19 protein-coding genes are annotated in these 22,476 nt (G+C 73.6%); 10 read left to right on the top strand and 9 right to left on the bottom strand.

Features of this window, described 5'->3' with window-relative positions:
* The coding region (locus tag PV350_RS13520) for an APC family permease (protein ID WP_500333911.1) at nt 1–1,218 on the bottom strand (1,218 nt) is incomplete at its 3' end.
* Nucleotides 1,219–1,370: 152 nt separating this feature from the next.
* On the opposite strand from PV350_RS13520, the gene PV350_RS13515 reads away from it, so the two are divergent.
* From PV350_RS13515 to PV350_RS13505, 3 genes are read left to right on the top strand one after another with little or no spacing between them, the layout of a single operon-like run.
* On the top strand, nt 1,371–2,270 hold the full coding sequence (locus tag PV350_RS13515) for an alpha/beta fold hydrolase (RefSeq protein WP_499512541.1): 900 nt from the start codon (nt 1,371–1,373) through the stop codon (nt 2,268–2,270).
* Complete coding sequence (locus PV350_RS13510) at nt 2,267–3,139, top strand: metal-dependent hydrolase (protein ID WP_499512540.1); 873 nt, start codon at nt 2,267–2,269, stop codon at nt 3,137–3,139. Before PV350_RS13515 ends, PV350_RS13510 begins: the two co-directional genes overlap by 4 nt.
* 13 nt (nt 3,140–3,152) lie before the next feature.
* On the top strand, nt 3,153–4,262 hold the full coding sequence (locus PV350_RS13505; protein ID WP_500333908.1) for a PDR/VanB family oxidoreductase: 1,110 nt from the start codon (nt 3,153–3,155) through the stop codon (nt 4,260–4,262).
* A 14-nt stretch (nt 4,263–4,276) separates the two neighbouring features.
* On the opposite strand, the gene PV350_RS13500 is transcribed toward PV350_RS13505, so the two are convergent.
* Together PV350_RS13500 and PV350_RS13495 are read right to left on the bottom strand one after the other, a co-directional pair.
* Entirely contained in the window at nt 4,277–5,305 is a 1,029-nt protein-coding gene (locus tag PV350_RS13500) for a rod shape-determining protein (RefSeq protein ID WP_499512538.1), read from the bottom strand.
* Nucleotides 5,306–5,421: 116 nt separating this feature from the next.
* Complete coding sequence (locus tag PV350_RS13495; protein ID WP_499512537.1) at nt 5,422–7,110, bottom strand: SpoIIE family protein phosphatase; 1,689 nt, start codon at nt 7,108–7,110, stop codon at nt 5,422–5,424.
* Nucleotides 7,111–7,265: 155 nt separating this feature from the next.
* Between PV350_RS13495 and PV350_RS13490 the strand changes: the two genes are divergently transcribed.
* The 3 genes from PV350_RS13490 to PV350_RS13480 all read left to right on the top strand — a co-directional run bounded on the left by PV350_RS13490 (nt 7,266) and on the right by PV350_RS13480 (nt 11,776).
* A complete protein-coding gene (locus tag PV350_RS13490; RefSeq protein ID WP_500333906.1) occupies nt 7,266–8,324 on the top strand; it encodes a M23 family metallopeptidase in 1,059 nt (352 codons plus the stop codon).
* 244 nt (nt 8,325–8,568) lie between these two features.
* Nucleotides 8,569–10,134, top strand: a complete 1,566-nt coding sequence (locus PV350_RS13485; RefSeq protein WP_500333904.1) for a hypothetical protein — start codon at nt 8,569–8,571, stop codon at nt 10,132–10,134.
* Nucleotides 10,124–11,776: a carboxypeptidase-like regulatory domain-containing protein gene (locus PV350_RS13480; protein ID WP_500333902.1), complete on the top strand. Its 1,653-nt coding sequence runs from the start codon at nt 10,124–10,126 to the stop codon at nt 11,774–11,776. The genes PV350_RS13485 and PV350_RS13480 overlap by 11 nt, the downstream gene beginning before the upstream one ends.
* A 48-nt stretch (nt 11,777–11,824) precedes the next feature.
* Here PV350_RS13480 and PV350_RS13475 read toward each other — a convergent pair whose 3' ends face one another.
* The 3 genes from PV350_RS13475 to leuE all read right to left on the bottom strand — a co-directional run bounded on the left by PV350_RS13475 (nt 11,825) and on the right by leuE (nt 15,030).
* Nucleotides 11,825–12,823 (bottom strand): cation diffusion facilitator family transporter, encoded by a 999-nt coding sequence (locus PV350_RS13475; RefSeq protein WP_500333901.1) that lies wholly within the window; start codon nt 12,821–12,823, stop codon nt 11,825–11,827.
* 28 nt (nt 12,824–12,851) lie between these two features.
* Nucleotides 12,852–14,303: a glutamate decarboxylase gene (gad, locus tag PV350_RS13470; protein WP_499512532.1), complete on the bottom strand. Its 1,452-nt coding sequence runs from the start codon at nt 14,301–14,303 to the stop codon at nt 12,852–12,854.
* Nucleotides 14,304–14,370: 67 nt separating this feature from the next.
* Nucleotides 14,371–15,030 carry a leucine efflux protein LeuE gene (gene leuE / locus PV350_RS13465; protein ID WP_500333899.1) on the bottom strand — a complete coding sequence of 220 codons (660 nt, stop codon included), beginning with the start codon at nt 15,028–15,030 and terminating at the stop codon, nt 14,371–14,373.
* Nucleotides 15,031–15,084: 54 nt separating this feature from the next.
* Here leuE and PV350_RS13460 point away from each other — a divergent pair, with 54 nt between their 5' ends.
* Nucleotides 15,085–15,858 carry a MerR family transcriptional regulator gene (locus tag PV350_RS13460; protein ID WP_499512530.1) on the top strand — a complete coding sequence of 258 codons (774 nt, stop codon included), beginning with the start codon at nt 15,085–15,087 and terminating at the stop codon, nt 15,856–15,858.
* Here the strand turns inward: PV350_RS13460 and PV350_RS13455 are convergent.
* Nucleotides 15,839–16,210 carry a YbjQ family protein gene (locus PV350_RS13455; RefSeq protein ID WP_499512529.1) on the bottom strand — a complete coding sequence of 124 codons (372 nt, stop codon included), beginning with the start codon at nt 16,208–16,210 and terminating at the stop codon, nt 15,839–15,841. The two genes, PV350_RS13460 and PV350_RS13455, sit on opposite strands and share 20 nt — an antisense overlap.
* A 38-nt stretch (nt 16,211–16,248) precedes the next feature.
* Nucleotides 16,249–17,598, bottom strand: coding sequence for an ABC transporter ATP-binding protein (locus PV350_RS13450; protein WP_499512528.1), 1,350 nt, complete (start codon nt 17,596–17,598; stop codon nt 16,249–16,251).
* 139 nt (nt 17,599–17,737) lie between these two features.
* On the opposite strand from PV350_RS13450, the gene PV350_RS13445 reads away from it, so the two are divergent.
* The 3 genes from PV350_RS13445 to PV350_RS13435 all read left to right on the top strand — a co-directional run bounded on the left by PV350_RS13445 (nt 17,738) and on the right by PV350_RS13435 (nt 21,769).
* Nucleotides 17,738–18,472, top strand: coding sequence for a DedA family protein (locus PV350_RS13445; RefSeq protein ID WP_499512527.1), 735 nt, complete (start codon nt 17,738–17,740; stop codon nt 18,470–18,472).
* Nucleotides 18,473–18,585: 113 nt separating this feature from the next.
* Nucleotides 18,586–20,199 (top strand): threonine/serine exporter family protein, encoded by a 1,614-nt coding sequence (locus PV350_RS13440; protein ID WP_499512526.1) that lies wholly within the window; start codon nt 18,586–18,588, stop codon nt 20,197–20,199.
* 163 nt (nt 20,200–20,362) lie between these two features.
* Entirely contained in the window at nt 20,363–21,769 is a 1,407-nt protein-coding gene (locus tag PV350_RS13435) for a wax ester/triacylglycerol synthase family O-acyltransferase (protein WP_500333895.1), read from the top strand.
* Nucleotides 21,770–21,845: 76 nt separating this feature from the next.
* Here the strand turns inward: PV350_RS13435 and PV350_RS13430 are convergent, their stop codons facing one another.
* On the bottom strand, nt 21,846–22,340 hold the full coding sequence (locus tag PV350_RS13430) for an inorganic diphosphatase (protein ID WP_319139054.1): 495 nt from the start codon (nt 22,338–22,340) through the stop codon (nt 21,846–21,848).
* Nucleotides 22,341–22,476 lie beyond the last annotated feature (136 nt).

The raw sequence follows: 22,476 nt of genomic DNA, 5'->3' as shown, positions 1-22,476 counted from the left end.
CCCCTGGACCTCCGTCGCCGCGTACAGCGCCGCCCCGGTGGCGAGGACGGCGGCGCCCGCGGCGACGGAGGTCCAGGGGAGGGCGAAGGCCAGGGCGAGGCAGCCGAGCAGCCCGAGGGCGGGGACGGCGCGCCGGACGCCGGGGCCCAGGGTCCAGGCGGAGGCGTTGGCGACGGCGTAGTAGGCGAGGACGCCGAAGGAGGAGAAGCCGATCGCCCCGCGCAGGTCGGCGGTGGCGGCGAGCACGGCGACGACCGCGCCGACGGCGAGTTCGGCGTGGTGCGGCACCCCGGACCGGGGGTGCACCGCGGCCAGGGTCCGCGGCAGGTGCCCGTCGCGGGCCATGGCCAGGGTGGTGCGGGAGACCCCGAGGATCAGCGCGAGCAGGGATCCGGTGGCGGCGACCGCCGCGCCCACCCGCATCAGCGGCGCGAGGCCGTCCGCGGCGTCGGCCAGGGGCGCCGCGGAACGGGCGAGCCCCTGCGGGCCCAGCACCGCGAGGAGGGCGACGGCGACGGCGGCGTAGACGGCCAGGGTGATGCCGAGGGCGAGCGGGATGGCCCGGGGGATGGTGCGCGCCGGGTCCTTGACCTCCTCGCCGAGCGTGGCGATCCTGGCGTACCCGGCGAAGGCGAAGAAGAGCAGGCCGGCCGCCTGCAGCACCCCGCCCGCGGTCGCGTCGGCCCCGATGTCCAGCCGGGCGGCGTCCGCGTCGCCGCCGGTGAACGCGGCGACCACGAAGGCCGCGAGCACCGCGAGGACGACCGCGACGATGCCCCGGGTGAGCCAGGCCGCCTTCTGCACGCCCGCGTAGTTGACGGCGGTGAGCGCCACGACCGCGGCGACGCCGACCGCCCGTTGCTGCTCCGGCCAGGCGTACGCGCCGATCGTCAGGGCCATCGCCCCGCAGGAGGCGGTCTTGCCGACGACGAAGGACCAGCCCGCCAGGTAGCCCCAGAACGGCCCGAGCCGCTCGCGCCCGTAGACGTAGGTCCCGCCCGAGGCGGGGTGGAGCGCGGCGAGCCGGGCCGAGGACATGGCGTTGCAGTAGGCGACGACGGCGGCCGCCGCGAGCCCGAGCAGCAGCCCGGACCCCGCCGCGCGGGCGGCCGGGGCGAAGGCCGCGAAGACCCCGGCGCCGATCATCGAGCCGAGCCCGACGACGGTGGCGTCGAAGACGCCGAGCCGTCGTCGCAGTATCGCGTTCTCACCGGTCACGGCGCCAAAGCTATACCGTCCCACTGCTAGACACCGCGTCAACAAGCTGCCATCGTGGCCGCCGGGAACGGCGACGCGACGACGGCGCAACAAGGACGCGACGACCGACCGACGACGCGGTGACGCGAAGGCGAAGACGAAGGGCGGCGGACATGGCGCAGCGCTGGGTCACGGCCTCCGACGGGGTGCGGCTGGCGGTGTACGAGCAGGGGGACCCGGCCGGGACCACGGTGCTGTGCGTGCACGGCTTCCCCGACGACCACGGTGTGTGGGACGGCGTCGCGGGGCGCCTCGCCGCCCGCGGCTTCCACGTCGTGACCTACGACGTGCGCGGCTCGGGCGCCTCGGACGTCCCACGCCGTACCCGCGCCTACCGGCTGCCGCAGCTCGCCGCCGACACCACCGCCGTCGCCGACGCGGTCAGCCCGCGGGCCCCGGTCCACCTGCTCACCCACGACTGGGGGTCGGTGCAGAGCTGGCACACCGTCAGCACCCCGGAGCTCGCCCACCGCTACGCCTCGATCACCTCGATCTCCGGCCCCGACCTGGACCACACCGGCCGCTGGTACCGCGCCCAGCTGCGCCGGCCGACGCCCGCCCGCCTGCTGAAGCTCGCCAAGCAGTCGCTGGCCTCGCAGTACGTCGGCTTCTTCCACCTGGCGGGGGTCGCCGAGCTCGCCTGCCGCAGCGGCTTCCTGGACAGCGTCGTCACGGCCCTGCGCCGCCTGGAGACCGGCGAGGGCCCCTCCGGCTACGGCCCAGGGCTCGCCGCCCGCAACCGTGCCGGGCTCAAGCTCTACCGCGCCAACGTGCTGCCCCGCATGTTCCGCCCCCGGGTCCGGCACGCCGCGCTCCCCGCGGTCGTGCTGGCCCCGTCCAAGGACGTGTTCGTCCTGCCGCCCTGGCAGGCCGAGATCACCGACTGGGCACCCGGGGCCGAGGTCCACCACGTCGACGGCGGCCACTGGCTGCCGTCCCACCGCCCGGACCTCGTCGCCGAGCACGCCGCCCGCCTGGTCGAACGTGTCGAGAAGGAAGGGACCGCGGCATGACCGCCGAGCCCGAGCACCTCGTCCTCAAGCCGCGCGACGTGCACTGGGACTGGGACGGCCTGCCCGTCCGCTACCTGGACGACGACGCCTTCCTCACCCACTTCGCCAACGTCCTCAACATCCTGCTGCCCGAGGGCGAGGACTGGTTCCTCACCGTCTTCCAGCAGACCGTGCCGATGATCGGGGACGACCGGCTGCGCGAGGACGTCATCGGCTTCATCGGCCAGGAGGCGATGCACTCCCAGGCCCACCAGTCACTGCTGGGCCACTTCAACGACGCGGGTCTGGACACCGAGGGGTTCGTCGCCCAACTGCGCTGGTTCTTCCAGGAGATGCTCGGCGACCGCGGTCTGACCGGCAGGGCCGCCCACGGCTGGCTCGTCGAGCGCGTCGCGATCATCGCCGCCATCGAGCACGTGACGTCCTTCCTCGGCGACTGGATCCTGAACGCGCACGCGCTGGACGCCCTCGACAAGCACGAGAAGGCCGGGGCCGTCCTCGACCTCTACCGCTGGCACGGGGCGGAGGAGGTCGAGCACCGCGCCGTCGCGTACGACCTGTTCACCCATCTTGACGGCCGCTACCGGCACCGGGTGCGGGCGCACCTGGTCGCCTTCCCCGTGTTGCTCTACTGGTGGGTGCGCGGACTGCGCTGCCTCATGGCCGAGGACCCGGTGGGCGCCGGGAAGCCGCGCTGGCGCGACTGGTACCGCGGTGCCCGGCGGGGGCTGCTGCCGCCGCCGCGCGCGGTCGTCCGGCTCTTCTTCTCCTACCTGCGGCCCGGCTACCACCCGTCGCGGTACGGGTCCACCACGCAGGCCGTCGCCTACCTCGCGTCCTCGCCCGCCGCGCGCGCGGCGCTCCACTAGGGGGTCCCCGCACGTGTCCCTGCCCGACCCGAGCACCCTTCCCCCGCATCCGGCATGGGCGACCCCGCCGCCCCGCCGGGCCGGCGGCTCCCGTCCGGAGCCGCTGCTCGCGCTGCTCGCCCGGATCACCCCGCTGCTGGTGCGCGGCAGCGGGCGGCGGCCGGCGCGCGAACCGGCCGCCGTGGACCGCTCGCTGGCCCTGCGCGTCGCCGAGGTCACCGCGGCGGCCGAGGGCGTCGTGGGGCTGCGGCTGGTACGGGCGGACGGCGGCACCGCCGCGCTGCCTGCCTGGCACCCCGGTGCCCACCTCGACCTCGACCTGCCGTCCGGGCGCCGCCGCCAGTACAGCCTGTGCGGCGACCCGGCCGAACGGGACGCCTACCGGGTGGCGGTGCGGCTCGTCCCGGACGGGGAGGGCGGGTCCCGCGAGATGCACGCCCTCGCCCCGGGCGCGGTCCTGCGCACCCTCGGCCCGCGCAACGCCTTCCCCCTGGCCCTGACCGGCTCCGGGTCGCTGCTCTTCCTCGCGGGCGGCATCGGGATCACGCCGATCCTGCCGATGGTGCGCGCCGCGGCCGCCGCCGGGGCGGACTGGCGCCTGGTGTACGCGGGGCGCAGCAGGGCGACGCTGCCGTTCCTGGCGGAGCTGGCCGGGCTCGCGGGGCACGAGCCGTGGCGGGTGCGGGTCCGCACCGACGAGGAGGCCGGTGGTCCCCCGACGGGGGCGGAGCTGCTGGCGGGCGCGGACGCGGGTACGGCGGTCTACTTCTGCGGTCCGCCCGCGCTGATCCCCGCGCTGCGCCCGGCCCCGGTGCTGCACGTGGAGCGCTTCTCGCCGCCGCCGATCACGGACGGCACCGCCTTCGAGATGCAGCTCGGCCGGGACGGGGAGGTGCTCCCCGTCGCGGCCGACCGCACCGCGCTCTCCGTCCTGACGGGGGCGCGGCCCGCGACGTCGTACTCCTGCCGCCAGGGCTTCTGCGGCACGTGCCGGGTCCGGGTCCTGGCGGGCGCGGACGCGGTCCGCCACGGCGGCAGCGCGACCGCCCGCCGCACGGGCGACGCGATGCTCGTCTGCGTCTCGCGGGGAGCCGCCGGCTCCCGTCTCGTCCTGGACGTCTGAACCCGGCCCGGGGCCTACACGGACAGCGGGTCGAGCGGCATCGGGACGGGGTGGCCCTCCATCATCGCGCCCAGCCCGCGCACCGCGCAGACGTCGGGCCGGTCCGCGATCGTGACCGGCATCCCGGTGGCCTGACGGAGCATCATGTCCAGGCCGGGCAGCAGCGCGCTGCCGCCCGCGAGCATGATGCCGCGGTCGGTGAGGTCGGCGACCAGGTCCGGCGGGCACCGCCTGAGCGTCTGGCCGATCCCGTCGACCAGCGTCGCCATGGGCATCCGGATCGCCTGCCGCACCGCCTCGGTGTCGACGCGGACCGTACGGGCGATGCCGCTGGCGACGTCGCGCCCCTGGACCTCGGCGCTGGGCGCGGTGGGGCCGGGCGCCGAGAGGATCTCGTGCAGCGGCCGTACCGACTGGCTGGGCAGCACCAGTTCGTGGGTGTTGCGCAGGTGCTGGACGACGGCGTGGTCGATCGCCTCGCCGCCCACCGCGATGGTCTCCGCCGCGACGATCGCGCCCATCGACATGACCGCGATCTGCGTGGTGCTCGCCCCGGCCAGCATGATCATCGTCGCCTCGGGCTGCTCGACCGGCAGTCCGCACCCGATGGCGGCCGCGATGACGGAGTCGACGAGCTCGACCCGCCGCGAACCGAGGCCGTACATCGTCTCGACGGCGGCCCGCTGGGCCAGCGGTCCGCTGCCGTTGGGGGTGCAGACGGCCGCCCGGAGCATCGGCTTGCGCCGCCAGGCCTTGCGGAGCTGACCGCCCAGCAGGTGACGGAGCATGCGCTGGGCCATCTCGATGTCGACGACCATGCCGGCCTGGATGGGGCGGACCACGCGGATGTGCTCGGGCGTGCGGCCCGTCATCTTCTCGGCGAGCGAGCCGACCGCGATGAGGGCACCGCTGTGCGCGTTGACGGCGGCCACGCTGGGCTCGTCCACGACGAGTCCCTGGTGCTTGAGGTAGACACGGGTGCGCGACGCCCCGAGGTCGACGGCAACGGAGCAACGACGCAGATGCGCCAGACTGACGGTCACGGCAGATCCTCCCCGAGGGGCCGGTTCCCGGGCCCGCCCCTGCGGCGGCCCGTTTGATCATCGTGCGGGCGCAAGTCGAGATCCGCCTGTTGTGGTACTCCGAGCGGTTGATCCGCCTATCGCATGATCCGTGCCGCGAGGACCGCGATGTCGTCGTCGGCCGGCTCCACGACCAGCAGGGACAGCACCCGGTCGACCAGTCCGCCCAGATCACCGTCGGAGTGCAGGCGCAACCCGGCGAGGCGGTCGAGCGAAGCGTCGATGTCCTCCCCGCGCCGCTCCACCAGACCGTCGGTGTACAGCAGCAGGACGTCACCGGCCCGGCAGGAGGCCGCGACGGGCTCGTAGCCTCCGTGGCCGGTGCCCAGCGGCGGCCCGACCGGCACGTCGACGATGTCGACCGTGCCGTCCGGCCGGATGACGGCGGGCGGCAGGTGACCGGCGCTGGAGAAGGTGCACGTGTTGCGCACCGGGTCGACGAGGGCCAGCAGGCAGCTCGCCGGACGGCCCGACTCGGTCTCCGAGATGAGGGTGTCCAGCCGGCGCAGGATGCGGTGCGGCGGCAGGTCGGCCGCGGCCACGAAGCGCAGCATCGAGCGGTACTGGCTCATGTCGACCGAGGCCTCCACCCCGTGCCCCATGACGTCGCCCATGGCCAGCAGGGTGCGCCCGTAGGACAGCCGTACGGCGTCGTACCAGTCGCCGCCCACCAGCGCGGTGCTGCCGGCCGGCTGGTAGCGGAACGCGGCCTCCACCGAGGGGTGCGGGGAGCCCGGCTCCGACATCAGGGCGCGCTGCAACTCCAGGGCGATGCCGTGCTCGTGGGTGTAGCGGCGGGCGTTGTCGAGGTAGATCGCGGCCCGCCGGACGATGTCCTGGACGGTCTCGGTGTCCCGCTCGGTGAACCCCGGCGACTCGCCGCAGCGGACCAGGGTCACCGTGCCGATGGGCTCGCCGCGCGCCGCGAGCGGCACGACGAGCGCCGAGTGGATGCCCACCGAGCGGAAGGCGGCCATCCGCTCGCGGGCCGACCCGCCGTGGCCCAGGGCGTCGTCCTCGAAGAGGCTCTGCACCACCGGGCTGCCCGACTGCAGGCAGCGCGGGATGGTCGTGCCCGACGGGTACTCCACGTACTCCCCGGGCTCGCCGAAGATCTTGACCTGCTCGCGCAGGTTCGGCAGCGCGGCCATCGCCGCCCGGCGCAGCCGCAGCACACCGCGGTTGTAGGGGGTGGAGCGCTCGGTGGGGAAGACCTCGACGGTGGCGATGTCGGCGAGCAGCGGCACGAGGAACCCGGCGAGCTCGGCGCAGGTCTCGTCCATCTCCAGGGTGGTGCCGATGAAGGTGGCGGCGCGGTCCAGGATCGCCAGCCGCTCCCGGGCCCGTTCCAGTTCCTGCTGGTGCTGGCGCGACGCGCTGACCTCCAGCATGATCCCGACGAGGCCGAGCACCGTGCCGTCCGCCGCGTCCAGCCGGTGGTACGCGCCCTGCCAGTAGCGCCGGCCCGTCCCGGACTCGGCGTGCGTGCGGCCGCTGGAGGGCACCTCGCGCGACTTGCCGTCGGACAGGACCTGGCGCAGCGCCTCCTCGCCCGCGTCGTCCAGGTCCGGCAGCACCTCGGTGATCCGGCGGCCGAGGTGCGCCTCGGCGGGCAGGCCGTTCATCCGGGCGAGGGCGGGGTTGACGTAGACGTAGCGCAGTTGCGGGTCGTAGATGCCCACGCCCGCGGGGGTGCCGTCCAGCACCTGCCGCAGGACCCCGTCGTCCGGCGGTGACCAGCCGCCGGGCTCACCGTCACCGCTCACCCGGTCACCCTCCTGTCCGCCGAGTGCGCCCGTTCCCATGATCGGGCGGTCCCCCGCCGGGCGCACGCCCGGATGCGGTCACCCCGCCGGGTGGCCGCCGGGCGGCGGGGCGTGTCGTCCGGGCCCCGCGGTGACCGGCCCGAAAGGATCGGGCGATGCGATGGAGGACGGCGGCCGTGGCCCTCTGCCTGCTGCTGACCGCCTCGCCGGCGGTGGCCGGCGAGCACCCCGGGCCGCGCCCGGGCCCCCCGGCCCGGGTGGAGCGGCTGTACGCGCAGGCGGCCCGCGCGGTGCAGGCGTACGAGGACGCGGAGCGGGCGGTCCGCCGCAAGCGGGCCGACCTGCGCCTGCTGCACCGGGCCGCAGCGGTGGAACGGCGGCGGCTGGACGTGCTGCGGGACCGGATCGGGGCGATGGCGCGCAGCGAGTACCGCAACGGGGGGCTGGGACCCTCGGCGCGGCTGCTGCTGTCCGGGCGGCCCGACCGGTTGCTGGAGGGCGCGACGCTGGCCCGGCAGGGCGACCACGCGCAGGCGGCGCTGCTGGCCGAGCGGATGCTGGCCGAGCGCCGGCTGGCGGCGGACACCGAGGCCGTCCGCCGGACGCTGGCGGTGCTGGCCCGCGAGGCCCGCCGCAAGGACGCTCTCCGCCGGCGCATCGAGGCGCGGCTGCTGCGCGCCCGGGCCGGGCTGTCCGCCCGGGACCTGGCGCTCATGGCCCACGAGGGACTCTCGGTGGACTGCCCGCGCGACCTCCCCCGGACCCCGCCCCGGTCGTCCGCCGCCGCCCACCGGCCGGGCGCCCCGCACTGGGTGCGCCCGGTGGCGCACTACACGCTCACCGCGGGCTACGACGCCTCCGGGGCGCACTGGGCGCACCGTCACACCGGCCAGGACTTCGCGGTGCCGCCGGGCACCCCGGTCCGCGCGGTGGGCGACGGCACGGTGGTGGTGGCCGCGTGCGGTGACGGCTTCGGCAACCAGGTCGTCGTCCGGCACGACGACGGCTACTGCACGCACTACGCCCATCTGTCCGTCCTGGAGGTCGTTCCCGGGCAGCGGGTCCGCGCCGGCGAGCGGATCGGCCGGTCCGGCAACTCCGGCAACTCCACCGGTCCGCACCTGCACTTCGAGGTCCGTGTCACGCCGCAGATGGGTTCGTCGGTCGCCCCGCTGCCCTGGCTGGCCCGGCACGGCGTGCGGATCGGCGGCTGACGGCCGCCGACGGCCCACCGACGACCGGCACGGGAACCCCACCCCCCACGGTTTCCCCACAGGTTCGCTATTGTTCGGCCTCCGGCGCTGACCGTTTCGGCGCCGCTTTCTGACCTGTGGGGGGTCCTGCATGCGCATTTCGCGCGCACATCGGGCTGCCGTCCTCCGAAGTGCATCCGTTCTCCTTCTCACCACCGGCCTCGCGGCCGGGCCGCTGGCCGCTGGGCCCGCCTTCGCCGACGACGTGACGGTCAGCGGCCTGACCACCGGCGACGACGGCACCCTGGCCGTGGGCCTGGCCGACGGCCAGGCGCTGTGGGTCAAGGTGAGCGTCCGGGCCTCCGCGGCCGTGGACGCGCCCGTACTGGCCTCGACCGACGACCTGTCCTTCTCGTGGCAGCGCGGCTGGTACACCGACCGGCCCGTCGGCCTGCCCGCGGGCACGGCGTTCGGCGACTACCCGGTGGACGTCGACTACCGCCTGCCCGGCGGCACCGTCCAGCACTGGAACGGCGCCGCACACGGCGGGGCGGGGCTCTTCGGCTACCGGCTGCACACCGGGGTCGGCACGCTCGCCTACGACCGCGACCACACCGACTTCGACCACCAGTCGGCGGTGCTCACCGGCGCCGTCACGACCTTCGACCCGGCGACGGGCACGACCGGCCCGGCCGCGCCCGGCACTCCGGTGCGGGTCAACTGGACCGCCCGCGTCGGGGTCGACACCAAGCACGGCTCGGCGACGGCGACGTCCGGAGCCGACGGCACCTTCTCGGTCGGCGTGACGCCCGGCGGCGCGCTCACCGCGGGCACCGCCGTCGTCAGCGGCGGGGCCGACACCGACCCGGTGGCCCCGGCCGCCCTTCCGGAGCTGCCGGCCAAGGCGGTGCAGTACCGGATCAGCGCCGATCCGTCGGCCAAGCGGGTCCACCAGGGCAAGACCTTCACCATGCGGGGCACCGTCCAGCGGCTGACCGACGAGGGCTGGAAGCCGTTCGCCGGCGCGCCCCTGGTCACCACCCCGCAGCCGCCGGACGTGTACCGGTACACCACGCCCGGCCTGATGGGCACGGGCACCGCGGACGCCTCGGGGAACTTCTCGCTCGCGGCGACGGCGACGAAGACGACCTACCACTACACCTACGTCAAGCCGTCGGAGTACGTGTCCGGCTTCGCCTACGCCGAGCACCTGGTCAACGTGCCCACGGCCGGCTCCTACTCGGGCGTCACGATGTCGCTGGACGCCTACAAGAAGGTCACCGCCAAGGGCAAGCTGGCGGGTTCCTGCTGGAACGCGCAGGTCTCCCTGCAGTACTCCAAGAACGGCAGCACCGGCTGGAAGACCCTCAAGTCGGGCTCCGCGGGGGACTCCTCCGGCGGCAAGTGCTCCTTCTCGGTGAGCGCCTACGGCTACACGGACGGCTACTACCGCCTGTACCACGCCGAGTCGGACGGGATGCTCGCGGTGGCCTCGGCCAAGAAGCGCCTGCACCGCACGGTGACCCGGATCGTCTCCTTCGACATGACGCCCAACAGCCCGCGCGTGGGCGGTGCGCTGAAGGCCCGCGGCACGCTGCAGTACCAGTCGGGCGGCAAGTGGAAGGCGTACAAGGGCGGGAAGGTCGTCATCGTCTTCCGGCCCAAGGGCGAGAGCACCTGGTACTGGACCGTGAAGGGGAGGACCGACTCCTCGGGCCGTTTCAGCCTCAACACCAAGGCCTACGGCGACGGCACGTGGGGCGCCTACCTGGAGGCCGACTCCACGCACTTCTACAGCGAGTCGAAGACGGAGTACGTCAATGCCCGTTGAGTCCCGGCGCGCCCTCGCGCTGATCGCCTCGGTGGCCGCGCTCTCCGGCGGTCTCGCCGTCACCCCCGCCCTCGCCGACGACGCGGGCCCGGTCGGCATCGGTGTGGCCCGTACGGCCGACGCCGAGCGCGGCTCCTTCACGGTGCCGGTGTGGACGGACGTCCCCGGCGCCGCGGTCACCTCGGTCACGGCGACGGTGCGCGACGGCGACGCGGTCGTCGTGGACGCGCTGTCGCTCGCCGGCTCCGGGGAGCGGTGGTCGGTGCCGTCCGGCGCCCCGCTGAAGCTGACCGAGGACGGCGGCGCCATGCCGCACCTGGGCCGGTACACCATCGACGTCACCGCCACCGACGACCAGGGCCACACCGTCACCCGCACGGGCGCCGGCACCCTGGACTTCACCCTGCGGCCGGTCCTCACCGGCACCGCGCTGACGCGGACGGTGCTGGACAAGGACCACCGCACGACGGCCGTCACCGGCACGCTCCTCGGCGTCCAGCCGGGCAGCGGCGACCAGGTGCCCGTCGAGGGCGCCACGGTCGACGTGACCCGCACCTACTACTCCGTCGACGGGCGGCCCGACAGCTCCGGGCAGGCCGTGACCGGGGCGGACGGGTCCTTCACCTCCCAGGAGTTCCCGGTCGTCACCTGGTCCGGGCTGAGGGCGGCGCTCTCCGTGGACGACGGGCGGGTGCACGGGTCCGTCACCGCGGAGGCCGGGAGCCCGGAGATCCGGCAGACCGACGTGATCGTCACCGCCACGGCCGACCGCACCCGCGCGGTGCCCGGCCAGGCGGTGACGATCAGCGGCCACGTCAAGGACACCACGGGCGCGCCGGTCGCCGGGGTGCCGGTGGCGCTGGCGCTCAGCGGCACGGGTCAGGTCACGGTCACCACCGACGCCTCGGGCGCCTTCACCGGCAAGGTGATCGCGGCACCCGCCACGTACGGTTCCTGGTCGGCCGGAGAGGCGGACCCCTACCTGTCCGCCTCCGTCTCCGCCGGCGGCTCGATCGTCCTCCCGGCGGACTCCGTCTTCACCGAGGCGAGCGCCAAGATCGCCGCGGACACCAAGGTGACCCTGTCCGCCCGGCTGTACGCCGCATACGACCGGGTGACGTCCGTCTACCAGCCCCAGGTCGTCCACCTGGAGTACTCCAAGGACGGCAAGACGGGCTGGCAGGACCTCGGCACCGCGCACGCCGACAACAACGGCAGCGTGGTGACGATCACCAAGTGGGGCCACCTCGACGGCTACTACCGGCTGCACCACTACGTCTCCGACCAGCTCGCCGAGAGCACCACCAAGCCGGTCCGGCTGACCCGCACCAACACCCGGATGTACTCGATCAAGGCGTCCGCGACGAAGGTGAAGAAGGGTGCCACCGTCACCTTCACCGGCACGCTGAAGGAGTACGTCTCCGGTTCCTGGCGGCCGTACAAGGGCCGGCACGTCGAGCTGTTCTTCCAGAAGAAGGGCTCGACGAAGTGGACGTACGTCGCGTCGGGCACCACGAGCTCGACGGGCAAGGCCACCGTGAAGGGCAAGCCGTCCTCCGACGGCAAGTGGCTGATCCAGTACTTCGGTGACTCCAAGCACTTCGACAGCGACGGCACCGCCGTCTACGTCGACGTGCGCTGACGCACGCGGCACCACCCGTACGAGGGCGGGGGCCGGCCGGGCGACCGGTCAGCCCCCGCCCTCGCCCTTGCCCGCCTCGGCGCGCAGGGACCGCCGCAGCCGGTGCGCCGCGCGGCGGTCCTCGTCGGAGGCGTCCGTGACGTCCAGGAAGATCTGGTCCAGTTCGGGGAACTCCCCGGCCAGGGTGCGCTTGATGCGGATCGCGGCCTCCTCCACGGTCTCGCTGTCGATGCCCTCGGTCAGGTCCACCCGGGCTGCCAGCAGCACCGAGTCGACCCCGAGGCGCATCGTGAGCAGCGCGGTGACCGTGTCGATCTCCGGCTGCAGGGTCAGCAGTTCGTGCGCCCGCTGCCGCAGCCGGGGGTCGGCGGCCTCACCGATGAGGGTGTCCCGGCAGTCCTTGCCGAGCCGGTAGGCGACGTACATCAGCAGGGCGGCGATCGCCAGGGACGCGTACGCCTCCCACGTGCGGTCGCCGGTCGTCCAGTGCAGCACCACGCCGGCGAGCGCCAGCAGCACGCCGAGCACCGCGGCGCTGTCCTCGCCGAGCACGGTGCGCAGGGTGGGGTCGTCGCCCTCGCGCAGTTCGGTGCGGAAGGGGCGGCCGTGCTCGCGGGCCCCGCCGCGCACCTGCAGCAGCGCCCTGAGCAGTGAGGATCCCTCGGCGAGCAGGGAGACGACCAGGACGGCCACGGCGGTCAGGAAGGCCTGCGTGGTGTGCGGCTCGCGCTCGTGGAACGCGGACAGGCCCTGGTAGAAGGAGAAGCAGCCGCCCATCACGAAGATCCCCACGGCGGCGAGCAGCGACCAGAACCAGCGCTCCTTGCCGTAGCCGAAAGGGTGCCGCGCGTCGGGTCTGCGCCGGCTGCGGCGCAGCGCGGCCAGCAGGAAGACCTCGTTGAGGGTGTCGGCCACCGAGTGCGCGGCCTCCGACAGCAGCGCCGGCGAGGTGGTGAGCAGCCCGCCGACCGCCTTCGCCACGGCGATCACCAGGTTCGCGGCGAGGGCGATGAAGACGGTGCCCTTGGTCCGTTCGTCCTTCCCCATGGGGAGCGTGTGCCCCGCCGCGCGGCGCTCAGTGGTGGAAGGCGGTGGGTGCCTCGCCGGGCGGGTGGAGCGGGTGTTCCTGTTCGCGCAGCTGGGGGAGGTAGCGCTTGAGGTCGGCGAGGAAGAGGTCGGCGAGGTCCTCGGAGAAGCCGTTGCGGACCACGATGCGCAGCACCGCCAGGTCCTCGCGGTCGGCCGGATAGGTGTAGGCGGGCACCAGCCAGCCGCGCTCGCGCATCCGCCGGGAGACGTCGAAGACGTCGTAGGCGGTGACGTGGTCGGCGGTGGTGAAGGCGAAGACCGGCAACTGGTCGCCTCGGGTGATCAGCCGGAAGTCCCCGCACTCCTCGATCCGCGAGGCGAGGTAGACGGCCACGTCGCGGGCGGTCTGCTGGACGGTGCGGAAGCCGTCCCGGCCCAGGCGCAGGAAGGTGTAGTACTGGGCGACGACCTGCGCGCCCGGCCGGGAGAAGTTCAGGGCGAAGGTCGGCATGTCGCCGCCGAGGTAGTTGACCCGGAAGACCAGTTCCTCGGGCAGGGCGTCGCTGTCCCGCCACAGCGCCCAGCCGACGCCGGGGTAGACCAGCCCGTACTTGTGGCCGGAGGTGTTGATCGAGGCCACCCGGGGCAGCCGGAAGTCCCAGACCAGGTCCTCGTCGAGGAAGGGCGCGATCATGCCCCCGGAGGCCCCGTCGACGTGGACGGGGACGTCCAGCCCGGTCCGCTCCTGGAAGGCGTCGAGCGCCGCGCAGATCTCGGCCACGGGCTCGTAGGAGCCGTCGAAGGTCGAGCCGAGGACGGCCACGACCCCGATGGTGTTCTCGTCGCACATCGCGACGGCCGTGTCCGCTTCCAGGTGCAGCCGGTCGCCCTCCATCGGCACCAGGCGCGGCTCGACCTCCCAGAAGTTGCAGAACTTCTCCCAGCAGACCTGCACGTTGGCGCCCATGACCAGGTTCGGGCGGCCGGTGCCCGGGTGGCGGTCGCCGGCGCGCCTGGTCAGGCGGCGTGCGAGGGACGTGCGGGTGCCGTCACCCGCACGCCTCATCCAGCGGCGCTTGAGGGCCATCCCGGCGAGCATGCAGGCTTCGGAGGAGCCGGTGGTGGAGCAGCCGACGGCGCTCTCCGGATCGGGGGCGTGCCACAGGTCGGCGAGCATCGACACGCAGCGCCGCTCCAGTTCGGCGGTGCGCGGGTACTCGTCCTTGTCGATCATGTTCTTGTCGAGGCACTCGCCCATCAGCACCCCGGCCTCGGGCTCCATCCACGTGGTGACGAAGGTGGCGAGGTTGAGCCGGGCGTTGCCGTCGAGCATCAGCTCGTCGTGGACGAGCTGGTACGCCGTGGCGGGCGCCATCGGGCCGTCGGGCAGCCGGTGCTTCGGTGGCGCCGCGCGCATCCCGGCGACCGGGTCGGCCCCGGCGTAGAAGGGGTTCACGGCGAGCTTCGGCAGGCCCTCGGCACCTTTGTGCAGCGACATACCGTCACGATACGTGTGAAACCCGTCACCGGCAGGTCGGCGGCGACCGGCCCCGGCCGGGGGCCGCTCAGCCCGCCGAGGACATCGACAGCTTCGCCGCGAAGCCCAGGAAGAGCGCCGCGGCGCCCGAGGTCAGTCCCGCCGCCAGGTGCCTGCGACGGCGGAACTGGGCGGCCAGGTAGGTGCCGCCGAAGATCAGCAGCGTCAGGTAGCAGAAGCTGAAGACCTGCGCGATGGCGCCCAGCGCGAGGAAGGACAGCGCGGGGTGGGCGTAACCGGGGTCCACGAACTGCACGAAGAAGGAGATGAAGAACAGGATCGCCTTGGGGTTGAGCAGGCTGATCACCAGCGCCCGCCGGAACGGCCGCTCCGCGTCCGCCACCTCCTCGGCCGCGGTGGTCGGCGCCACCGGCTGGGTGCCCCGGGAGCGCCACATGCCCCAGGCGGCCCGCGCCATGCCGACGGCGATCCACGCCAGGTAGCCGGCGCCCGCGTACTTCACGATGCCGAACAGCACGGCGTTGGCCTGGAGCAGCCCGGCCACGCCCGCCGCCGAAGCGGTCATCAGCACGGTGTCGCCGAGGAAGACGCCCAGGGCCGCGCGGTACGCCGTCCGGACGCCGCGGCGCGCCGCGACGGACAGGGTGTACAGCGAGTTCGGCCCCGGCAGCAGCACGATCAGTACGGTGCCCAGGACGTACGTCGACAGGTCGGTGATTCCCAGCATGCGCACCAATATGGCACTTGCACCTCACGTGGCGTGAGGCCGGAGGGTGTGGTCATGAACACGAGCACGGGCTACCCGGTCGGGCAGGTGGCGGGTTTCGCCGGCGTGACCGTCCGCACGCTGCACCACTACGACGAGATCGGACTGCTCTCGCCCAGCGCCCGCAGCCACGCGGGCCACCGGCGCTACAGCGACGCCGACCTCGACCGGCTGCAGCAGATCCTCTTCTACCGGGAGCTCGGCTTCCCCCTGGACCAGGTGGCGGTCCTCCTCGACGACCCGGCCGCGGACCCGCGGGAGCACCTGCGGCGCCAGCACGAGCTGCTGACCGCGCGGATCGGGAAGCTGACGGAGATGGCCGACGCCGTCCAACGAGCCATGGAGGCACGCACGATGGGCATCAACCTCACGCCCGAGGAGAAGTTCGAGGTCTTCGGGGACTACGACCCCGACCGGCACGCCGAGGAGACCCGGGAGCGCTGGGGCGACACCGAGGCGTACGAGCAGTCGCAGCGCCGTGCCGCCTCCTACACCAAGGAGGACTGGCTGCGCATCAAGGCCGAACAGGAGGACTGGGGCGCCCGGCTGGTCGCGCTGCGCGGGTCCGGCGCCCCGGCGGACGGCGAGGCGGCGATGGACCTGGCCGAGGAGCACCGGCAGTTCATCGCGGACCACTACTACGACTGCACGTACGAGATCCACACCGGTCTCGCCGGGATGTACCTGGCGGACCCGCGCTTCAACGCCTTCTACGAGGCGATCGCGCCGGGCACCGCGCAGTACGTCCACGACGCGATCGTCGCCAACGCTAGGCGGGCGCGGGGCTGATCACCACCGCCGTGCCGTAGGCGCACACCTCGGTGCCGGCGTCGGCGGCCTCGCCGACGTCGAAGCGCATCGCCAGCACCGCGTTGGCGCCGCGCGACTGCGCCTGTTCCACCAGCCGCTCCATCGCCTCGGTGCGGGTCTGGGCCAGGGTCTTGGTGAGGCCCTTCAGCTCGCCGCCGATCAGGGACTTCAGGCCCGCGCCGATCTGGCTGCCCAGGTGGCGGGAGCGCACGGTGAGGCCGAACACCTCACCGATCACCCGTTCCACCCGGTGGCCCGGCACGTCGTTCGTGGTGACCACCAGGACGGCGGACCGGGGCGACTGTCCGCCGCCGTACTCGTCGATACCCATACGGGCATCGTCGCCCCTGCCCGCCGTCCCGCGCAGTCTCAGTACTCCAGGTGCGGTGCCCGGTCCGGGGCCGGGCAGATCCGGTGGCCCGCGTGGTCGAAGACGTACAGGTGCGCGAGGTCGACCAGCAGCGGCACGTGCTGGCCGGCGCGGAGCCGCAGGTCGGGCCCGGTGCGCACGACCAGGTCGCCGCCCCCGCCGGCGTGCCGCTCGGTCTCCGGCCGCTGCCCCGGCGGGTCCAGTACGGCCGTCTGGCCCTGGCCGGAGACCCGGGCGGCGGCCTTCTGCACCAACCGGCCCAGGCCTGCCGCGCCGCCCTGCCGGGACGCCGCACGGGAGCGCTGCCGCCCGGTGCCCGGACGGGCGGACTCCAGTTCGGGCACGACGGCCGCGCGGGCGCCGGTGCCCAGGTGCACCAGCGACTCGTGGCCCTGGTACTCCACGTGCTCCACGACACCGCTCAGCACCACCTCGCCCGGCCGCGCGCTGCTCGGCCGGTCGATGCGCACGGCCTCCGAGCGCAGGCCGACGATGACCGGCCGGCCCTGCTGGATGCGGAGCATCTGGTGGTCCCTGCTCAGCGGCTGGGGGAGGACGAGCCGCTGCCGCCCGAGGTCGATCCACATCCCGCCGTCCAGCGGTGCCACCACGGTCGCCTCCATGAGGTTGATCCGCGGGGTGCCGATGAAGGCGGCCACGAAGACGTTCTGCGGCAGGTGGTACGCCGCACGCGGGGTGCCCACCTGCTGCAGCACGCCGTTGCGCATGATCGCCACGCGGTCGCCCAGGGACATCGCCTCGGCCTGGTCGTGGGTGACGTACACGGTCGTCACGCCCATGCCGCGGGTCAGCCGGGCGATCTCGGCGCGCAGGTGCGAGCGGAGCTTGGCGTCGAGGTTGGACAGCGGCTCGTCCATCAGGAAGACGGACGGGCGCCGCGAGATGGCCCGGCCCATCGCGACCCGCTGCCGCTCGCCGCCGGACAGCTGGCCCGGGTAGCGGTCGAGGATGTCCTCGATGCCCAGGGTCCGCGCGGTCTCGGCGACCCGGGGCCCGGTGTCCTGCCCGGGCATCTCGAAGCGCAGCGGGAAGCCGATGTTCTCCCGGCTGGTCATGCTCGGGTAGAGGGCGAAGTTCTGGAAGACCATGGCCATCCTCCGGTCGCCCGGCGCCAGGTCGTTGGCGTACTCGCCGTCCAGGAGCAGCTCGCCGGAGGTGATGTCCTCCAGGCCGGCGATCATGCGCAGCACCGTGGACTTGCCGCAGCCCGAGGGGCCGAGCAGCACCAGGAACTCGCCGGGGGCGATGTCCAGGGAGAAGCGGTCCACGGCGCGCACGCCGCGGCCGTAGGTCTTCGAGACGTCGTGCAGGGAAATGGCGCGAGTCATGTGGGTTCCGCCGGATCATGATGATTCAGGAGTGACGGGCGACTTGCGGTGTTGCACGGTAAAACGCTTGGGAGGACCGTAGCCGAGCGTTCGCGGGCTGGGAACGGTTCGGTCGCGACCACGTTGATACTTTTGGCGCGTGACGACTCTCGCCCTGGGCCCGCAATGGCTCGACCCCGATTACCTCATCTCGTCAGCGGGCCTGATCGGCCTGCTGGCGATCGTCTTCGCCGAGTCGGGTCTGCTCATCGGCTTCTTCCTGCCAGGTGACTCCCTGCTCTTCACCGGCGGCCTGCTGGTCGCGGGCGGCAAGCTCGACTATCCGATCTGGCTGGTCTGCGTGCTGGTCGTGCTCGCCGCGGTCGCCGGCGACCAGGTGGGCTACCTCTTCGGCCGCAAGGTCGGGCCCTCGCTCTTCCGGCGCCCCGACTCCAGGCTCTTCAAGCAGGAGAACGTCGAGAAGGCCCACGAGTTCTTCGAGCGGCACGGCGCCAAGTCGATCGTGCTCGCCCGCTTCGTGCCGATCGTGCGCACCTTCACCCCGATCATCGCCGGCGTCAGCCGCATGAACTACCGCGTCTTCGTGACGTACAACATCGTCGGCGGCCTGATGTGGGGCGCCGGCGTGACCCTGCTCGGCTACTGGCTGGGCCAGATCGCGTTCGTCCACGAGCACATCGAGCTGATCCTGGTCGGCATCGTGCTGCTCTCGGTCGTCCCGATCGCGATCGAGTTCCTGCGCGCCCGCGCGGCCTCCCGCAAGGCCGGCCCCGGGCCGCTGCCCGGCGCACACGAGTACGAGGCCGAGGACGAGGCCGGCCAGCCCCCGCTCCAGCGGGGCTCCGGCGGGCGGCACCGCGCGAACCGCCGTTAGCCGACGGAGGGAGTGGGCAGTCGTCCCGCTGTGCCAGAGGGGAGGGTGACCGCACCCTCCCCTCTGGCACACCCCGGCACCGTCCAGTGATCACGCGTCGAAAGGAGGATCCCGTGGCGCACCCCAAGGAGCCCGACGAGCCCGAGCAGCCGGCCGGCGGCTCGGAGTTCACCCCGCCCCTGGGCGTGGAACTGCCCAGGCCCGAACCGCAGGGTTCCGCCTTCGCCCGCCCCGGGACGCGGACCTCGTCGCAGCTGTCCCACCCGGCCTTCACGCCCCCCGAGGGCATCCCGGTCGTCAGCCTCTCCAAGGAGACCCCCTGGCCCGACCGGATGCGCACGATGCTGCGCATGCCCGTCGGCGAGCGCCCCGCTCCCGAGCAGCCCGCCCGGCGGCCGGAGGCGGAGGGCGGCCCACCGGTCCCGCGCGTGCTCGACCTCACGCTGCGCATCGGTGAGCTGCTGCTCGCCGGCGGCGAGGGCGCGGAGGACGTCGAGGCCGCGATGCTCGGCGTCGCCCACGCCTACGGGCTCGGACGGGTCGAGCCGACCGTGACGTTCACCCTGCTGGGCATCTCGTACCAGCCCTCGCTCGTGGACGCGCCGGTCACCGCCAACCGCACGGTGCGCCGCCGGGCCACCGACTACACCCGTCTCGCGGCCGTCTTCCGGCTGATCAACGACGTCACCGCGGCCGACCTCAGCCTGGAGGACGCCTACCGGCGGCTCGCCGAGATCCGCCGCAACCGGCACCCGTACCCGGGCTGGCTGCTGACCGGGGCGGCCGGGCTCCTCGCCGGCGCGGCGAGCATGCTGGTCGGCGGCGGCGGTCCGCTGGTGTTCGCGATCGCCGCGCTCGGCGCGATGCTGGGCGACCGGCTGGCCTGGCTGTGCGCGGGCCGCGGGCTGCCGGAGTTCTACCAGTTCGTCGCCGCGGCGATGCCCGCCGCCGTGATGGGGGTGCTGGTCGCCCGGTTCGGCCAGCACCTGCCCGGTACGAGCACCCTGCAGGCCTCGGCGGTCATCACCGGTGGGCTCTTCGCGCTGATCCCGGGAAGGGCCCTGGTCGCGGCCGTCCAGGACGGCCTGACCGGCTTCTACATCACCGCCTCCGCGCGCCTGCTGGAGGTGATGTACCTCTTCACCGGCATCGTGGTCGGCGTGACGCTGATCCTCTACGCCGGGGTCAGCCTGGGCGCCGGACTCGACCCCGACCAGGTCTTCCGGGCCTACGAGAACCCGCCGGTGCAACTGGTCGCCGCGATGGTGCTGAGCCTGGCCTTCGCCGTGTTGCTGCAGTGCGAGCGCGGCGTGCTGGTGGTCGCCGCGCTCAACGGCGGTGTCGCCTGGACGGTCTACGCGGCGCTGCACCAGGAGAAGATCGGCATCGGCATGTCGCCGGTCGCGGCCACCGCCGTCGCCGCCGGCCTGGTGGGTCTCTTCGGCCAGGTGCTCTCCCGCTACCGGTACGCCTCCGCGCTGCCGTATGTGACGGCGGCCATCGGCCCGCTGCTGCCGGGTTCCGCGACGTACTTCGGGCTCCTCGGGCTGACCCGCGGTCACCTGGACCAGGGATTCGCCTCGCTGACGAAGGCGGCGGCGCTGGCCCTCGCCGTGGCCATCGGGGTGAACCTGGGAGGAGAGATCGCGCGGCTGTTCATCAAGCTGCCCGGTGGCGCTGACCAGGCACGACGCCGCGCGGCGGCCAAGCGGACCCGAGGCTTCTGAGCCTTCCGGGCCCCGTCGCCTCGCCGCCCGGCGATCGCACGGGCAACCTGATGTTAACTGTCCGTATCGTGGTCGTAGTTGACTGTAATCGGTTTTAGGGGTTTCACTTCACCAACTGGAGTCCGTTCCGGGGCAAAACCCGACCTTTCGGAGGCATGGAGCCTTGGCAGACGAGCACCTGAGCCCGCTGGACCTCGCCTTCTGGAACCTGGACTCGCCGGGTCACCCCATGCACCTCGGCGCCGTGGCCGTCTTCGACCGCGACCCGGAGCACCCGGTCGACGCCGACGGACTCGCCGCGCTGCTCACCGCCCGGGCCGAGGCCGTACCGCGGATGCGGCAGCGCGTGAAGGACGTCTGGTACGGCGTCGGCGGCGCCGCCTGGGCGGCCGACGAGCACTTCGACGCCCGGCACCACGTCCACGCCGTCCGGCGGGCCGACGCCCGGGCCGCCGTCGCCGAACTGATGTCCCGGCCCATGGACCGCGACCGGCCGCCGTGGGAGGTCTACGTCATCGAGGGTGCCCCCGACGCGCCCTTCTCCGTCCTGGTCAAGCTGCACCACGCCCTCGCCGACGGCCTGCGTGCCGTGGAGTTCGGCGCCGCCCTGCTCGACCAGGGGGCCCGCACCACGGCGGCCGCCCCCGCCCCGGCGGGTCCGGCGCCGGGGGCTCCGGCGCCGCGGCCCGGCGTCGAGGCGGCCGTACCGGCCCAGGTACGGGGGCCCGGCATCCACCTGCCCGCGCTGCCGCTGCCCGATCCGCGGCAGGTCGTCGCCTCCCTGCCGGACCGGGTGCGCGAGGCCGGGCGCGCCCTGGGCATCGGTTCGGCCGTGCTGCGCGCCTCCCTCGACCCCGGCGGGCCCGCCGCGCTGGGCGCGGCCTGGACGCCCGGTGGCGCGGAGCGGCGCTTCGCCACCGCCTCCCTCGACGTCGACGACCTGCACCGGGTCCGCAAGACCAGCGGCGGGACCGTCAACGACGTCGTCATGGCCGTCGTCGCCGGGGCGCTGCGGCGCTGGATGCAGGCCCGCGGCGACGACCCGGCGGGTCCGGGCCCGCGCGCCCTGATCCCGGTGGCGCGGCGCCGCCGCAGAGGCGTGCGCGGCGGCCGGGGCAACCGCATCTCCGGCTACCTGCTGCGACTGCCGGTCGGCGAGCCCGACCCGCTCGCCCGGCTGCGCGACGTCCGCGCGGGCATGGACCGCAACAAGGACGCCGGACCCGACTCGGGGCCCGGTGCCGTCGCGCTGCTGGCCGACAGCGTGCCGCCGCTCGCGCACCGCTTCGCCGCGCCGCTGCTCGCCGCCTCGGCGCGACTGCTGTTCGACGTGCTGGTCACCAACGTGCCGATGCTCGACGTGCCGCTCACCCTGGACGGCTGCCGCATGACAGAGCTCTACCCGATCGCCCCGCTCGCCCGCGGGCAGTCGCTGGCGGTCGCCGTCTCCACGTACCGCCGCCGGGTCCACATCGGGCTGCTCGCGGACGCGGAGTCCCTGCCGGACGCCGACACGCTCGCCGGGGCCCTGCACGGCGCGCTGGCCGAACTGCTCGACGCCTGCGGGTGACGCCCCCGGACACGCCTGAGGGCGGCCCGCCCCGGCAGGGAGCGCGCCGCCCTCATGGCCGCGGGAGCGTACGGGGTCAGTGACCGCCGTGCTCCTTCAGGCGCTTGTAGGACGCCTCGATCTCGGCCTCGGCCTCGGCGCGGCCCACCCAGTTGGCGCCCTCGACGGACTTGCCGGGCTCCAGGTCCTTGTAGACCTCGAAGAAGTGCTGGATCTCCAGGCGGTCGAACTCGGAGACGTGGTGGATGTCACGCAGGTGCTCGACCCGCGGGTCCGAGGCGGGCACGCACAGGAGCTTGTCGTCGCCGCCGGCCTCGTCCGTCATGCGGAACATGCCGATCGCGCGGCAGCGCACGAGGACGCCGGGGAAGGTCGGCTCGTCGAGCAGGACCAGGGCGTCCAGCGGGTCGCCGTCCTCGCCCAGGGTGTTCTCCACGAAGCCGTAGTCGGCCGGGTAGACCGTCGAGGTGAACAGGTGCCGGTCCAGGCGGATACGACCGGTCTCGTGGTCCACCTCGTACTTGTTGCGGGAACCCTTCGGGATCTCGATCGTTACGTCGAACTCGAGCACAGCCTGTCCTCCATGATCAGCACATACTTCTGGTGATTAAGTGTCTCCCACGCTTGTGTGTGGTCGCGAAAGGGGCTGGTCCGGGGTGCCCGTTCCGAAGAACTGGCAGGTGGTGGCAGGGTCGGCTGCCGCAGGA

It is taken from the genome of Streptomyces sp. PA03-6a, assembly GCF_033792765.1.
In the GTDB taxonomy this organism is placed as follows: domain Bacteria; phylum Actinomycetota; class Actinomycetes; order Streptomycetales; family Streptomycetaceae; genus Actinacidiphila.
Note: the sequence above shows the minus strand (reverse complement) of the source record. Positions and strands in the feature narration are given on the sequence as shown.

Excerpts from the sequence above, each read along its gene's own strand:
- PV350_RS13515 (WP_499512541.1), top strand. The coding sequence starts at position 1,371 with ATGGCGCAGCGCTGGGTCACGGCCTCCGACGGGGTGCGGCTGGCGGTG.
- PV350_RS13510 (WP_499512540.1), top strand. The coding sequence starts at position 2,267 with ATGACCGCCGAGCCCGAGCACCTCGTCCTCAAGCCGCGCGACGTGCAC.
- PV350_RS13490 (WP_500333906.1), top strand. The coding sequence starts at position 7,266 with ATGCGATGGAGGACGGCGGCCGTGGCCCTCTGCCTGCTGCTGACCGCC.
- PV350_RS13480 (WP_500333902.1), top strand. The coding sequence starts at position 10,124 with ATGCCCGTTGAGTCCCGGCGCGCCCTCGCGCTGATCGCCTCGGTGGCC.
- PV350_RS13475 (WP_500333901.1), bottom strand. The coding sequence starts at position 12,823 with ATGGGGAAGGACGAACGGACCAAGGGCACCGTCTTCATCGCCCTCGCC.
- gad (WP_499512532.1), bottom strand. The coding sequence starts at position 14,303 with ATGTCGCTGCACAAAGGTGCCGAGGGCCTGCCGAAGCTCGCCGTGAAC.
- leuE (WP_500333899.1), bottom strand. The coding sequence starts at position 15,030 with ATGCTGGGAATCACCGACCTGTCGACGTACGTCCTGGGCACCGTACTG.
- PV350_RS13460 (WP_499512530.1), top strand. The coding sequence starts at position 15,085 with ATGAACACGAGCACGGGCTACCCGGTCGGGCAGGTGGCGGGTTTCGCC.
- PV350_RS13455 (WP_499512529.1), bottom strand. The coding sequence starts at position 16,210 with ATGGGTATCGACGAGTACGGCGGCGGACAGTCGCCCCGGTCCGCCGTC.
- PV350_RS13450 (WP_499512528.1), bottom strand. The coding sequence starts at position 17,598 with ATGACTCGCGCCATTTCCCTGCACGACGTCTCGAAGACCTACGGCCGC.